General features: G+C 64.6%; 11 protein-coding genes and 1 pseudogene. 7 read left to right on the forward strand and 5 right to left on the reverse strand.

The window, feature by feature from the left end; genetic code table 11:
• Nucleotides 1-72: 72 nt before the first annotated feature.
• Nucleotides 73-1,245 (reverse strand): 4-hydroxybenzoate 3-monooxygenase, encoded by a 1,173-nt coding sequence (gene pobA, locus ACRQ5Q_RS33265; protein WP_439394160.1) that lies wholly within the window; start codon nt 1,243-1,245, stop codon nt 73-75.
• Between the two features lie 50 nt (nt 1,246-1,295).
• On the opposite strand from pobA, the gene ACRQ5Q_RS33270 reads away from it, so the two are divergent.
• A complete protein-coding gene (locus ACRQ5Q_RS33270) occupies nt 1,296-2,201 on the forward strand; it encodes a helix-turn-helix domain-containing protein (RefSeq protein ID WP_439373626.1) in 906 nt (301 codons plus the stop codon).
• A gap of 351 nt (nt 2,202-2,552) precedes the next feature.
• A complete protein-coding gene (locus ACRQ5Q_RS33275; protein ID WP_439394162.1) occupies nt 2,553-3,164 on the forward strand; it encodes a LabA-like NYN domain-containing protein in 612 nt (203 codons plus the stop codon).
• 23 nt (nt 3,165-3,187) lie between these two features.
• On the opposite strand, the gene pcaG is transcribed toward ACRQ5Q_RS33275, so the two are convergent.
• Complete coding sequence (gene pcaG, locus ACRQ5Q_RS33280; protein ID WP_439373624.1) at nt 3,188-3,814, reverse strand: protocatechuate 3,4-dioxygenase subunit alpha; 627 nt, start codon at nt 3,812-3,814, stop codon at nt 3,188-3,190.
• Nucleotides 3,815-3,818: 4 nt separating this feature from the next.
• Nucleotides 3,819-4,607 (reverse strand): protocatechuate 3,4-dioxygenase subunit beta, encoded by a 789-nt coding sequence (pcaH, locus tag ACRQ5Q_RS33285; protein ID WP_439373623.1) that lies wholly within the window; start codon nt 4,605-4,607, stop codon nt 3,819-3,821.
• A 94-nt stretch (nt 4,608-4,701) separates the two neighbouring features.
• Here pcaH and ACRQ5Q_RS33290 point away from each other — a divergent pair, with 94 nt between their 5' ends.
• The 3 genes and pseudogenes from ACRQ5Q_RS33290 to ACRQ5Q_RS33300 all read left to right on the forward strand — a co-directional run.
• Nucleotides 4,702-5,631, forward strand: a complete 930-nt coding sequence (locus tag ACRQ5Q_RS33290) for a LysR family transcriptional regulator (RefSeq protein WP_439394163.1) — start codon at nt 4,702-4,704, stop codon at nt 5,629-5,631.
• An 81-nt stretch (nt 5,632-5,712) separates the two neighbouring features.
• Nucleotides 5,713-7,017 carry a nicotinate phosphoribosyltransferase gene (gene pncB, locus ACRQ5Q_RS33295; RefSeq protein ID WP_439373621.1) on the forward strand — a complete coding sequence of 435 codons (1,305 nt, stop codon included), beginning with the start codon at nt 5,713-5,715 and terminating at the stop codon, nt 7,015-7,017.
• 93 nt (nt 7,018-7,110) lie between these two features.
• Nucleotides 7,111-7,257: pseudogene (locus tag ACRQ5Q_RS33300) on the forward strand (GGDEF domain-containing protein); the annotation flags it as partial.
• 13 nt (nt 7,258-7,270) lie between these two features.
• Here the strand turns inward: ACRQ5Q_RS33300 and ACRQ5Q_RS33305 are convergent.
• Nucleotides 7,271-7,891, reverse strand: a complete 621-nt coding sequence (locus ACRQ5Q_RS33305; protein ID WP_439399921.1) for a TetR/AcrR family transcriptional regulator — start codon at nt 7,889-7,891, stop codon at nt 7,271-7,273.
• A gap of 671 nt (nt 7,892-8,562) precedes the next feature.
• Between ACRQ5Q_RS33305 and ACRQ5Q_RS33310 the strand changes: the two genes are divergently transcribed.
• Both ACRQ5Q_RS33310 and ACRQ5Q_RS33315 read left to right on the forward strand, forming a co-directional pair.
• Nucleotides 8,563-11,967 carry an acyl-[ACP]--phospholipid O-acyltransferase gene (locus ACRQ5Q_RS33310; protein WP_439394165.1) on the forward strand — a complete coding sequence of 1,135 codons (3,405 nt, stop codon included), beginning with the start codon at nt 8,563-8,565 and terminating at the stop codon, nt 11,965-11,967.
• 5 nt (nt 11,968-11,972) lie between these two features.
• Entirely contained in the window at nt 11,973-12,647 is a 675-nt protein-coding gene (locus ACRQ5Q_RS33315) for an esterase/lipase family protein (protein ID WP_439373619.1), read from the forward strand.
• Here the strand turns inward: ACRQ5Q_RS33315 and tcuB are convergent, their stop codons facing one another.
• Complete coding sequence (gene tcuB, locus ACRQ5Q_RS33320) at nt 12,648-13,748, reverse strand: tricarballylate utilization 4Fe-4S protein TcuB (protein WP_439394167.1); 1,101 nt, start codon at nt 13,746-13,748, stop codon at nt 12,648-12,650.
• Nucleotides 13,749-13,751 lie beyond the last annotated feature (3 nt).

Here is a 13,751-nt window from a genome sequence, read left to right on the forward strand (position 1 = left end):
GAGCTGAACTTCCCTTCTCCCCTTGCGGGCCGCAAGGGGAGAAGGGAAGACAGCGGCGCTGGCGCAACAGGCCTAAAACGGCAACCCCACATAATTCTCCGCAAGCAACCGCTGCGCCGTCTCCGACGAGAGCAGATAGTCGAGCTCCGTCTGCTGCAGCCGGTCCTCATATTCGATCCGGTCGGGGAAACGATGCAGCATCATCGTCATCCACCAGGAGAAGCGCTGCGCCTTCCAGATCCGCGCCAGTGCCTTGGCGGAATAGCCTTCGAGGCCGGAATCGTCACCGCGCTGATAATGCGCGAGCATGGCGTGATAGAGATAGTAGATGTCGGAGCCGGCGCTGTTCAGTCCGCGCGCGCCGGTCGGCGGCACGATGTGGGCGGCATCGCCGGCGAGGAACAGGCGGCCATAGCTCATCGGTTCGGCGACGAAGCTGCGCAACGGCGCGATGCTCTTCTCGATCGACGGCCCCATGATCAGGCGGCCTGCGACGTCGTCCGGCAGGCGGCGCTTCAGCTCGGCCCAGAACGCATCGTCGCTCCAGTCCTCCACCTTGTCGGTCAGCGGCACCTGGATGTAGTAGCGGCTGAGCACCTGCGAACGCAGGGAGCAGAGTGCAAAGCCGCGCGCGTGTTTCACATAGATCAGCTCGGGCGACACCGGCTTGGTGCGCGACAGCACCCCTAGCCAGCCGAACGGATACACCTTCTCGTATTCGCGCAGGACATCCTTCGGGATCGATTTGCGGCTGACGCCGTGGAAGCCGTCGGCGCCGACGATGTAGTCGCAATCGATGCGGATCGTCTCGCCGTTCGATCGATAGGTCACGTAAGGCCGGTCCGTAGTCAGATCGTGCGGCGTCACATCCTGCGCATTGTGCACGACCATGCCGCCAAAGCGGTCCCGCGCCTCGTAGAGATCGCGCGTCAGCTCGGTCTGGCCGTAGACCAGCACCGAATTGCCGCCGGAATGCCTGTGCAGGTCGATATGCGACAGCATGCCGTCATGGGCAATCTCGAACCCGTTGTGGATCTCGCCCTCGCGGTCCATCCGCTCGCCGCATTGCGCCTCGCGCATCAGTTTCGCAAAACCGTGCTCGAGCACGCCGGCGCGGATTCGGGCCAGCACGTGGTCGCGGCTGTATTTCTCCAGCACGACCGTGTCGATGCCCTTGAGGTGCAGCAGCTGGGACAGCAGCAGCCCGGATGGCCCACCACCGATGATACAGACCTGAACTTTCATTTTTGCGTCCTCCCCCCGGCACTTTTTTGCAGATATCACGCCGCAAACCGATGGAGGGTTTTGCCATTGTCTTGTACTATTCGAACATGAGAAGCACAGCCCCCGCCCCGGCGATCCGGGTCTACAACCTGTTCGGCGAATCCGGCGATCTGCCCGACGTCGTGCACTGCGAGACGATCGCATCCCGCTCGGTGCTGCACGACTGGACCCTGGCGGTGCACCGCCATGCCCGACTGCACCAGGTTCTGCTGATCGAGCGCGGCGGCGGCGAGGCGACGCTCGACGGGCGCGTCGCGCCCTTGAAGCCGATGCAGATCGTCAACGTGCCTGTCGGACACGTCCACGGCTTCCGCTTCGAGCCGGATACCCAGGGCTGGGTCTTGACCATCGCCGCCGAGATCCTGGACGAGGCGCTGCTCGCGGCCGAAGGCTTGCGGGGAGTCCTGTCGCGATCTGCCATCGTACGCGGCACGCCACAGATCCGCACCACCATGAAGCAGATTTTTGCTGAGCACGCGGGGCGTGATTACGGCCGCGCGCATGTTTTGCGGGCGTTGTCGGCGGCCATGATCGGACTGGTGGCCCGCGCGATCACCAGTGGGAGCGGCGGCAATGGCACTGCGGAAAGCAGCCTGTTCCGCCGCTTTGAGGCGCTGCTCGAACAGCACCATCTGCAGCGCTGGAGCGTTGCGGACTACGCAGGCGCGCTGTCGATCACGCCGACCCATCTCAACCGCGTGACGCGGGCGGCAACGGGCGACACCGCCTCGCACCTGATCCTCAACCGGCTGATCCGCGAGGCGCGGCGCAACCTCGTCTACACCAACCTGCCGGTCTCGACGATCGCCTACGCGCTCGGCTTCGAGGACCCCGCCTATTTCAGCCGGGTCTATGCGGCCGCCACAGGACTGTCGCCGCGCGCCTTTCGCACGCAGCTTCATGACGGCGAAGGCTGACCCATCGGACGAAGGACCACGCGCGCTGATGGTCGGAGGCCCCGCCGCAGTCGCGTTGGTTGCCGGTGCGCCCCACTTACCTTCGTATATGGGGTGCTATCCTTTGGATAGAGGCCCTTTACCTCCGTACAATTGAGCAGGCAATGCGCTCGCCCTACCGTGGCTGCATTCGGCGCCCTGGCGCTGGTGGCATCGACCCCTCCCTAACCTTGGCGCAAGGCGGCCACCCCTGTCCGGTCGCCGGCGCCGCTTTTTTGGCAAGCCGTCGGCGCCTTCAGTGTTTCCCGCCGAACACACGGTGCCCTGCGGCCGAACAGGCTGGCTTCGTGCGGAACTGGAGATTTGTCCATAATGTCTTCGATTGGGAAGATCGCACTCTTTATTGATGGCGCCAATCTGTATGCCACCTCCAAGGCGCTCGGCTTCGACATCGATTACCGGCGTCTGCTCGGCGAATTTCAAGGCCGAGGCACGCTGTTGCGCGCCTTCTACTACACGACCCTCATCGAGGATCAGGAATATTCGTCAATCCGCCCGTTGATCGATTGGCTCGACTACAACGGATTGACCGTCGTCACCAAGTTCACCAAGGAGTTCGTCGACGCGACTACCGGCCGCCGCAAGGTGAAGGGCAGCATGGATGTCGATCTCGCCGTGAGTGCGATGGAGCTCGCCGAACATGTCGACGAGATCGTGTTGTTCTCCGGCGATGGGGATTTTCGTTCGCTGGTGGAATCCCTGCAACGCCGCGGTGTTCGCGTGACGGTCGTCTCCACACTCTCCACTCAGCCACCCATGATCGCCGACGATTTGCGCCGGCAGGCGGACGTATTCATGGATTTGGCTGAACTGAGACAAAGAGTGGGGCGCGATCCGGTCGAGCGGCCGGGATCGCGCGAGGTGCGGCAGCCACCGCAATTCCTCGCGCGCGGAACGATCAAACGCGGCGACCGGGTGGAGTGACCCTGCAGGACACCGCCGGATCGTCACACGTCGAAGAACACCGTCTCCTCAGGCCCCTGCAAATTGATCGTGAAGGAATACACGACCTTGCCCGCGCGCTCGCTGCGCGTTGCGATCAACGTCTTGCGACGCGCCGGCGGTTCGATCAGGTTGAGCACGGGATCGGCGGCATTGACGGCCTCTTCGTCCGAGAAATAGAGCCGCGTGTTGAGACCGATATTGATGCCGCGCGCGACGATCCAGACATTGACGTGCGGCGCGCATTTGCGCCCCGCCTTGTCGGTGATCGCGCCGGGCTTGATGGTCTCGAAGGTGACGAGTCCACTGTCGAAATCGGAACCGGCGCGGCCCCAGCCACGAAACTCCTGCTCCAGCGCACCGGCCGAGCGATCCGCCGGATGGTTGTAGCGGCCGGCCGCATTGGCCTGCCAGATTTCCAGCAGCACGTCGCGCAGCGGCGCACCGCTGCCGTCGAGCACCCTGCCTTCCAGCGTGATGCGCTCGCCCTTGGTGTTCGGCCTCACCAGCACGTTGGAAAAGTTCTTCTCGAAGATGTCGAAGCCGGCCATAGCCGGGATCAGGCCGATATGGACGTAGGGTCCGGCGGTCTGCGAGGCGGTTTCCTTGAGATAGTTGAGCGGCTGCGGCATGGACTTAGTTCCCCGCGGTGCGATTTTCGAAATAGGTGGAGCGCTGGCCGCGCAGGACGATGTCGAAGCGATAGGCGAGCGAGTCGAACGGCGTCGAGGCGTTGAGGTCGAGCGGCGCAACCAGGCGGTCGAGCGCATCCTTGTCCGGGATCGTCGTCAGGATCGGGCAGACCGGGATCAGCGGGTCGCCCTCGAAATACATCTGGGTGATCAGCCGCTGCGCAAAGCCCGAGCCGAACACCGAGAAGTGGATGTGGGCGGGACGCCAGCTGTTGACGTAGTTGCGCCAGGGATAGGGGCCCGGCTTCACGGTGCGGAAATAATAGTAGCCGGTGTCGTCGGTCAGCGCCCGGCCGCAACCGCCGAAGTTCGGATCGATCGGCGCCAGATACGTGTCCTTCTTGTGCCGATAGCGGCCGCCGGCATTGGCCTGCCAGAACTCGACCAGCGTGTTCGGAACGCCGCGGCCGGTCTCATCCAGCACGCGGCCGTGGACGATGATGCGTTCGCCGACGGGATCGCCGTCCTTGGCGTAGTTGCGGATCAGGTCATTGTCGAGCGGACCGAGATCGTTGTGGCCGAACACCGGCCCCGTAATCTCCGAGACCGAGTTCTCCAGCGACAGCAGTGCCTGGCGCGGCGAGCGCAGCACCGAGGATTTGTAACCGGGCGCATGCGCCGGCGGATGGATCGAACGATCGCGCTGGAAAAAGCCGCCATCGCCGAGCGGCGGCGTGAACGGCTCGGGGCGGTTGAGGCGGGGATCCTGCAAGGCTGTCGCCTGGGCATTCATCGGCGTTGTCTCTCCCTGTGGCGCCCGGTCCGGGCGCGCGGCTTATTGGACGATAATGCCGCCACCTATTCTCAAGATAAATAGATCGATTATAATGAATTGCATGAAGAAAATCGATCATTTGGCGCTCGACGGCCACGCCCTCGAACTGTTCCTCGCGGTGCTGGAGGAGGGATCGGTGACGGCGGCGGCAACACGGCTCCGCCTGACGCAATCCGCGGTCAGCCACGGACTGAACAAGCTGCGGCGGATTGCCGGCGACCCGCTGTTCGCGAAGTCCGGTCGCGGCATCGTCGCCACCGCGCACGCCCAGGCGCTGGCTGCGAAGGCGCGCGCACTGATCGACGAGATGCGCAGCTTTGCCGGCGGCGTCAGCTTCGTGCCGGCACAGGCGCAGCTGTCGCTGACGATCGCCGCCAACGACTTCCAGCGCGACCTGTTGCTGCCACGCTTCTTCGACCATGTCGCCGGCCAGGTGAAGAAGCTGAACCTGCGCGTCATCCCCTCGCAATCCCCCTCGCCCGCGATGCTGCGCGAGAACCGCTGCGATCTCATGATCACTCCTCTGCCGCCGTCCGGTATCGACATCGTGCAGAAGCGGCTGCTCAGCGATCACTACGTCTGCTACTACGATCCCAAGGCACGCGTGGCGCCCGCCGGCCGCAGCGCATACCTCGCGGCGCGCCACATCACCGTCGTCTATACCGATAACGAGCGGCTCGACTTCGACCGCCGCCTCGCGGCCAATGGCTTCCACCGCGACATCGCCATCTCGGTGCCGAGCTTCTCGGGCGTGCCCTCGTTCCTGCGCGGATCGCAGATGCTCGCAAGCATGCCGAGCCTGCTCGCATCCGGCGTGATGGGCGGCTTCGCGCAAGCCCGCATTCCGCTGGCCTCGCGCACCCGGACGCTGGCCGAGCTGCCGATGTTCATGGTCTGGCACCAGCGCTACCAGAAGGACCCGGCCCATCGCTGGATTCGAAGCCAGCTCGAGACCGTCGCGACGACGGCGGCCGGAGACTGAACCCACGCTCCAATTTCGGGAAAGTCAGCCCCTCGCCAAACCCACTGGTTGGGCGGGGGTCACCACGCTAGAATTAGCTCCATGACAGTGACCGACATTGCGAGCCGGACCTACAATCATAGCTGGCGGCTGGATCCCATCATCCGCAGCCTGCTTGATACCGATTTCTACAAGCTATTGATGTTACAGATGATTCGGGAGGATTACCCGGATCAGCAGGTGACCTTCTCGGTCATCAACCGCTCGCGCCATGTGCGGCTCGCCGAGATCATCGATGAGGGCGAGCTGCGCGCCCAGCTCGACCACGCGCGCACCATCCGCTTCACCAAGAAAGAGCTGATCTGGCTGGCCGGTAACACGTTCTACGGCAAGACCCACATGTTCTCGGCGGATTTCATCCGCTGGCTCGCCGAATTCCGCCTTCCCGAATACGAATTGCGCAAGGTCGACGGCCAGTATGAATTGCACTTCCACGGGCCGTGGACCCACACCTCGATGTGGGAGATTCCGGCGCTCGCGATCCTGAACGAGTTGCGCTCGCGCGCCGCGATGAAGGGCCGCGGCCGATTCGAGCTCGACGTTCTCTACGCACGCGCCAAGGCCAAGCTGTGGACCAAGGTCGAGCGGCTGCGCAAGCTGGAGAATTTGCGGCTCTCCGACTTCGGCACCCGCCGCCGCCACGGCTTCCTCTGGCAGCGCTGGTGCGTCGAGGCGGTGAAGGAAGGCCTGGGCCCCTCCTTCATCGGCACGTCCAATGTGCTGCTCGCGATGGACAACGATCTCGAAGCCATCGGCACCAACGCGCACGAACTGCCGATGGTCGCGGCTGCGCTCGCAAGGGACGACGAGGAATTGCGCTGGGCCCCCTACCGCATCCTCGACCAGTGGCGCCAGACCTATGGCGGCAACCTTCTGATCGCACTGCCCGATGCCTTCGGCACCAAGGCTTTCCTCCGCGATGCGCCGGAATGGGTCGCCGACTGGACCGGCTTCCGCCCCGACAGCGCACCGCCCATCCAGGCCGGTGAGGAGATCATGGCCTGGTGGGAGAAGAAGGGTCGCAATCCCAGGGACAAGCTGCTCGTGTTTTCCGACGCGATGGACGTCGGCTCGATCGAGGAGACCTATCACCATTTCACCGGCCGCGTGCGGCTGTCGTTCGGCTGGGGTACCAACCTCACCAACGACTTCGTCGGCTGCACGCCGGACGGCTCGTTCAATCTCGATCCGATCTCGCTGGTCTGCAAGGTGTCATCGGTCGACGGCCATCCGGCCGTCAAGCTCTCCGACAATCCGGAAAAGGCAACCGGCCTGCCTTCGGAGATCGAGCGTTACCTGCGTGTGTTCGGCGATGCCGGCCGCGTACGCAAGCCGGTGCTGGTCTAGCAATTCTCTCGATCGGGTAAACAGCACGCGACGAATGCGCGGCATTGATTTGTCGATATCGCTCGAGTTCCGCTTTCTCGGCATTTGAGGCGATCTGCAGCCCTCGAGGAGGCGACGCGCCGCGCGGATGCCGCCTGCTACCGCGCCAAGGAAAAGGGCCGCAATCGGGTTCAGGTCGACAGCGTGCGGCCCGACGTCGTGCTCGTTGCGACACGGCCGCGCGAAGCTGCGCGGGCCTGACGCTGCAGGCCCCTTATCTCAGGGGCTGAATTCCAAGGCCGGCAAGATGCGTATCGATAAACTGCTCGACCTGCTGGCGCAGCATCTGTGGCGGCACGGCCACCATGCGCTCCTCGAGGCCGAGCGAGATGATGCCGTGCACGGCGGAGAACAGGGTGCGCGACAGCAGCGCGATCTTCACGTCATCCGCATTCGGTAGCACCCGCACCAAAGGCGCGTGCATCAGCGCGAAGGCGTCCATCACCATCTGAAGGATGTCGTCCGGATACGGACGATCGTCCTCCATCCGATGCTCGAACAGCGAGCGCAGCAGATTGGCGTGCTCCGCAAAGAATTCGAGATAGGTCTCGGCAAGCCCGTACAGCTGGCGGATGGGATCCTCTGCCGGAACCCCACGCAGCCGGGCCGTGAGCGCCTGAACGGTCTCCCGGTTAACGGTCAGGATGACCCCGTCGAAATCGCCGAACTCGTTATAGACGCTGCCAACCGAGCAGCCCGCGGCCTCCGCAACGTCCCGAACCTTCAGTGATCTCAAGCCCTTATGCGTAATGATGGTGCGGGCGATCTCCAGGATCTGGAGCCGGCGCCGATTTTTTTTCTGATCCCGCGGCGATTCTTCTTGAACATTGTTCATTTTCAGGCTACCAATGTGAACATTGTTCAATTTATCTCGGAGACCCGCAAAATGCAAACCCTCGCTGTTGATATCGCCGCCACCTTCGTCGATGACGCCGCAGCCCTCGTGACCGGCCTTGGCCGGGCCCTGCTCAAGTTCGTGATGGCGCCGATCGATCGCATCGCCAATGCCTGCGACATTGCCGGCGTGCTCGCCGAGCGGCGCGCCACCTTCCGGATGTGGCGGGCCAACCGTGGCCGCGTCCGTCGCGAAGGCCGTCGGTTCAGCCTGCTTGGTCGCCTCTCGCCCTTTCGCCACCTCGCCCATCTCACCTGAGACGCGCGCCGCGAAACGGCTCGAATGCAAGGAAAGGCCGCAATGATGGACTTACCATTGGCCAACATTCGCAGCCGATCTCGCGGGTCTCATCGATCCAATTCAACTTTTGCTCACGGCCGGCCGCCTATCCGGGTCAGAGTGGCCCTTTCCGCCCAAGGCTGACGCGGCCGCGCCGGGAATTGCGAACCTAACGAGACCATTTGGAGACCAACAGGATCAGAGGGACCAAGGGGACAGAGCAGACCGACCACAACAGTCATTCTGCAATCGTTCGTCCCACGCCCTTCCGGTCGTGACACTTTCACCGCCAAAGCAACAACCCAGGCTGCCTTTCCAAAACAGGACTTGTCATGATCAGGGAATTGATGTCGTCACGCCGCTTCGCGCCGCTGTTCTGGGCGCAATTCTTTTCGGCGCTCAATGACAACGTGCTTAAGAACGCACTCGTCATCATCCTGCTTTACAGTGCCGCGACCGGTCACGGCGATGCGCTGGTGACGGTGGCAGGCGCCGTCTTCATCTTCCCCTATTTCATCCTGTCCGGGCTCGGCGGCCAGCTCGCCGACAAATACGTCAAGTCCGTCGTCGCGCGGCGGCTCAAATTCGTCGAGATCTTCGCCGCGGGCTTCGCTGCCGCCGGCTTCTTCCTGCATTCGGTGCCGCTGCTGTTTGCAGCGCTCGCGCTGTTCGGCACCATCGCCGCCCTGTTCGGCCCCGTGAAATACGCCATGCTGCCGGACCAGCTCGAGCTCGGCGAGCTCGCGACCGGCAACGCGCTGGTCGAAGGCGCGACCTTCATGGCCATCCTGCTCGGCACCGTCGCCGGCGGCCAATTCGTGGCCGGCTCCGCGCATATGGGCTGGGTCGCCTCGGCCGTGGTCGTGCTGGCTCTGCTGTCCTGGGCTTTCGCTTCCCGCATTCCGCAGACGACGCCTTCCGCGCCCGACCTGCCCGTCGACGCCAATCCCTGGACCTCGACCCTCGGCCTGCTGAAGACGCTCTACGCCGATCACCGGCTCTGGGACGGCACCGTGATCGTCTCCTGGTTCTGGCTGGTCGGCGCCATCGTGCTGTCGCTGCTGCCGGCGCTGATCAAGGAGGTGGTCGGCGGCACCGAAGGCGTGGTGACGCTGTGTCTTGCGATCTTCGCGATCGGCATCGCCATCGGCTCGCTGTTTGCCGCAAGCCTGAGCCATGTTCGCCCCAACCTCGCGCTGGTGCCGATCGGCGCCATCATCATGGGCTTTGCCGGCCTCGATCTCGCCTTCGCCATCGGTGTGACCACCAAGGGCCAGGACATCACCGCGATCGATTTCGCGACCTCGTTCGCGGGGCTGCGCATGCTGGCCGACTTCGTCGCCTTCGCGTTCGGCGGCGGCCTGTTCGTGGTCCCATCCTTCGCCGCGGTTCAGGCCTGGTCGGACCCTTCCGAGCGCGCCCGCATCATCGCCGCGGGCAACGTGCTGCAGGCTGCCTTCATGGTGGTCGGCTCGCTGTTCGTCGCGCTGCTGCAGGCGGGCGGGCTGCATGTCGGCTGGATCTTCTTCGGCCTTGGCCTCGCCAGCTTCGGCGCGGTGTGGTTCGTGCTGACGAAATGGGGCAAGGAAGGCGTGCGCGATGCCGGCGGACTTTTGTTCCGCGCCCTCTTTCGCACCGAGGTGCGTGGCCTCGAGAACCTGCCGCCTCCGGGCACGCGGATGCTGATCGCGCCCAACCATGTCAGCCTGATCGACGGCCCGCTGCTGCACGCCGTACTGCCGATCGACGCGAGCTTCGCGGTCGATACCGGCATCGCCAAGGCCTGGTGGGCCAAGCCGTTCCTGCGCGTGGTCAAGCACTACACCATGGACCCGACCAAGCCGCTGGCCGCGCGCGACCTGATCAAGCTGGTCGCCGCAGGCGAGCCCGTCGTCATCTTCCCGGAGGGACGCATCACCGTCTCCGGCTCGCTGATGAAGGTCTATGATGGCACCGCGATGATCGCCGACAAGGCCGACGCGGTGGTCGTGCCGGTCCGCATCGAAGGCGCGCAGCGTTCGCATCTCAGCTATCTCAACTCCAGCCAGATCAAGCGTTCCTGGTTTCCGCGGGTGACGGTCACGATCCTGCCGCCAGTCAAGCTTCCGGTCGATGAAGCCCTGAAAGGCAAGGCGCGTCGCAATGCCGCCGGCGCCGCACTCCAGGACGTGATGATCGACGCGATGGTCAAGAACGCCATGCTCGATCACACGCTGTTCGAAGCGCTTGGCCATGCCTATCGCGACCGCGACACCGGCAAGGTGATCATCGAGGACGCGCTCGGCACCAGGCTGACCTATCGCAAGCTGATCCTCGGCGCGCAGGTTTTGAGCCGCAAGCTCGAAACCGGCACCTCCGCCGGCGAGAATGTCGGCGTGCTGCTGCCGAACTCCGCGGGTGTCGCCGTCGTCTTCATGGCATTGCAGAGCATCGGCCGCGTGCCGGCGATGCTCAACTTCTCGGCCGGGCCGGTCAACGTGCTCGCCGCGATGAAGGCCGCGCAGGTCAAGACCGTGCTGACTTCGAAGGCCTTCATCGAGAAGGGCAAGCTCGACAAGCTGATGGCCGCGATCTCCGCCGAGGCGCGCATCGTCTATCTCGAGGACGTCCGCGCCTCGATCGGGCTGGCCGACAAGATCAAGGGCCTGCTCGCGGGCACCGCGCCGCGCGTGTCCCGCCAGGCGAATGATCCCGCCGTCGTGCTATTCACCTCGGGCTCGGAAGGCACGCCCAAGGGCGTGGTGCTGTCCCACCGCAACATCCTTGCCAACGCGGCGCAGGCGCTGGCGCGGGTTGACGCCAACGCCGATGACAAGGTGTTCAACGTGCTGCCGGTGTTCCACTCCTTCGGCCTGACCGGCGGAATGATGATGCCGATGCTCGCGGGCATTCCGATCTACATGTACCCCTCGCCGCTGCACTATCGCATCGTACCCGAGTTGATCTACCAGACCGGCGCCACCATCCTGTTCGGCACCGACACGTTCCTCACCGGCTACGCCCGCTCGGCCCACGCCTATGACTTCCGGACCCTGCGTCTGGTGATCGCCGGGGCCGAGGCGGTGAAGGATCGCACGCGGCAGGTGTTCATGGAGCGCTACGGCATCCGCATCCTCGAGGGCTACGGCGTCACCGAGACTGCGCCGGTGCTGGCGATGAACACGCCGATGGCCAACCGTCCCGGCACCGTCGGTCGCCTCTCGCCGCTGATGGAAAGCCGTCTCGATCCGGTCCCAGGCATCGAGGAAGGCGGACGCCTCTCGGTGCGCGGGCCGAACGTGATGCTGGGATATCTGCGAGTCGAAAATCCCGGCGTGCTCGAGAAGCTTCCCGAAGGCTGGCACGACACCGGCGACATCGTGGCGATCGACTCGGCGGGCTTCATCACCATCAAGGGCCGCGCCAAGCGCTTTGCCAAGATCGCGGGCGAAATGGTCTCGCTGTCGGCGGTCGAAGCCATCGCGACGGCGCTGTGGCCGCAGGCCGCCTCGGTCGCGGTGTCGATCCCGGACCAGCGCAAGGGCGAACGCATCGTGCTGCTGACGACGGAGAAGAACGCCGAGCGCAGCGCGATGCAGGCCCACGCCAAGGCGATCGGTGCCTCCGAGCTGACCGTGCCCGCGACGATCATGGTGGTCGACAAGGTGCCGCTGCTCGCCACCGGCAAGACCGACTATGTCACGGCAACGACGATGGCCCGCGAGCAGGCGTCCTCGCCGGAGCGCGAGGTCGCGTAAACGAGATGGACGAGGCGCCTCGATCAGGCGACGCGCGATGCCCCGGAGTGGTTCTGCTTCACGGCATCGCGCGGACCTCGGCATCCCTGACGAAGCTGGAGCGGGCGCTCCAGTCGGGCGGATTCACGGCGCTCAGCATCGACTATCCCAGCCGCAGCAAGCCGATCGCGGCCATCGCAGACGACATTCATCCGGCGATCGCCCGTTTCGCCGAACGCGACGCACCGCTGCATTTCGTCGCGCATTCGATGGGCGGCCTGGTCGTGCGCGCTTATATCGCAAGTCACCGCCCCGCCCGGCTTGGCCGCGTCGTGATGCTGGGCACGCCGAACAGCGGCAGCGAGGTCGCCGATCTCCTGCAGGGATTTCCGCCCTACCGCGCATTCTACGGGCCGGCCGGCCTCGAGCTCACCACCACGCCTGCGACCGCGACGAACGCCCTCCCCGCCATCGACTATCCGGTCGGCGTGATCGCCGGAAACCGCTTCATCGATCCCGTCGCCGGCCACTTCGTTCTGCCAAAACCGAATGACGGGCGCGTATCGGTGCAGAGCACGATGCTGGCCGGCATGGCCGACCATGTCGTCGTGAAGGCGTCCCACACCGCGCTTCCGCGTCACCCCGCCGCGATCAAGCAGACGATCGCCTTTCTGCGCGACGGCCGCTTCCGACCGACCTGATCAGGTGGCCGAGCGGCGCTCCTGCGCATAGCGGACCAGGGCTACGAAGCGATAGATGCCATGCACGAACTTGCCGTAGGGCATGGTGATGAACAGTGCGAACACGGCGCCGAGGTGCAATGCGAGCAGCGGTCCCATTGCGGCAGTCTCGCGCAGGATCAGCAGTAGCATTCCAGTGAGCCCGGTCAGGAACAGCATGGCGATGAAGCCGACGTCCATGCCGTAGCGCCTCTCGTCAAGCAGTGCGGGATCGCGCTGCATCTTGGCCGTGAACAGGCCGATCGGCCCGACGATCAGGCCGATGCCGCCCAGCGTGCCGAGCGCGACCGGCAGGTCCCACCACGGATACGGCGCCTCGCGCCCGAGCAGATAGTGATAGAGCGTCGCGACCGAGGTCGCGGCTAAGCAGAGCAGGAAGCCGTAGAAGGTCATGTGGTGGTATAGCTTGCGCCGGTCAGTGGGCTTGTCGTCCTCGTTGTAGCAGCCGACGCCGCCGCCATGGAGATAGCGCAGCTCGCCGGCATCCCGGATTGCCTGATAGATCGAACCGCCATCGGCCCGGCCACCGATGGCTGGACCGATGTCGCGCCAGAAGGCGCGCACGCTCATGACGAGGGCCAGGATGGCGTAGAGCAAGGCGGCGCTGAACAATGCAGCCATCGCATTGTGCGGCATGAGCTTGTAGAAGGCACCGGGACCGGTGTGGACACCAAACAGAACACTGCGGTCGTTGAAGGCGGCAAAACCGAGGATGAAGGCGGCCATGCTGAGCGCGGCAACGATGCTGATGACCAGGCCGTTGCGCGCGAAGGCGCGGGACAGCGCCCGCGGCCAGGCATAGGCGGCATAGGACTCTGCCCTCGCGACCGCCAGCGTCTTGGGAACGTTGACGTTGAACTCGTGCGGCGGCGAGAACTGGCAATCGACGTAGCAGGCGCCGCAGGCATGGCAGAGATTGGCGAGATAGTTGAGGTCGCCGTCGGAGAAGGCGCGGCGCATCTCCATCGCTGGAAATACCGCACACAATCCCTCGCAGTAGCGGCAGGAATTGCACACCGTCATCAGACGGTCGGCCTCGTCGAGGATTTGGGTTCCGTGCATGGC

This window comes from Bradyrhizobium sp. PMVTL-01, assembly GCF_051861855.1.
Lineage (GTDB): Bacteria > Pseudomonadota > Alphaproteobacteria > Rhizobiales > Xanthobacteraceae > Bradyrhizobium.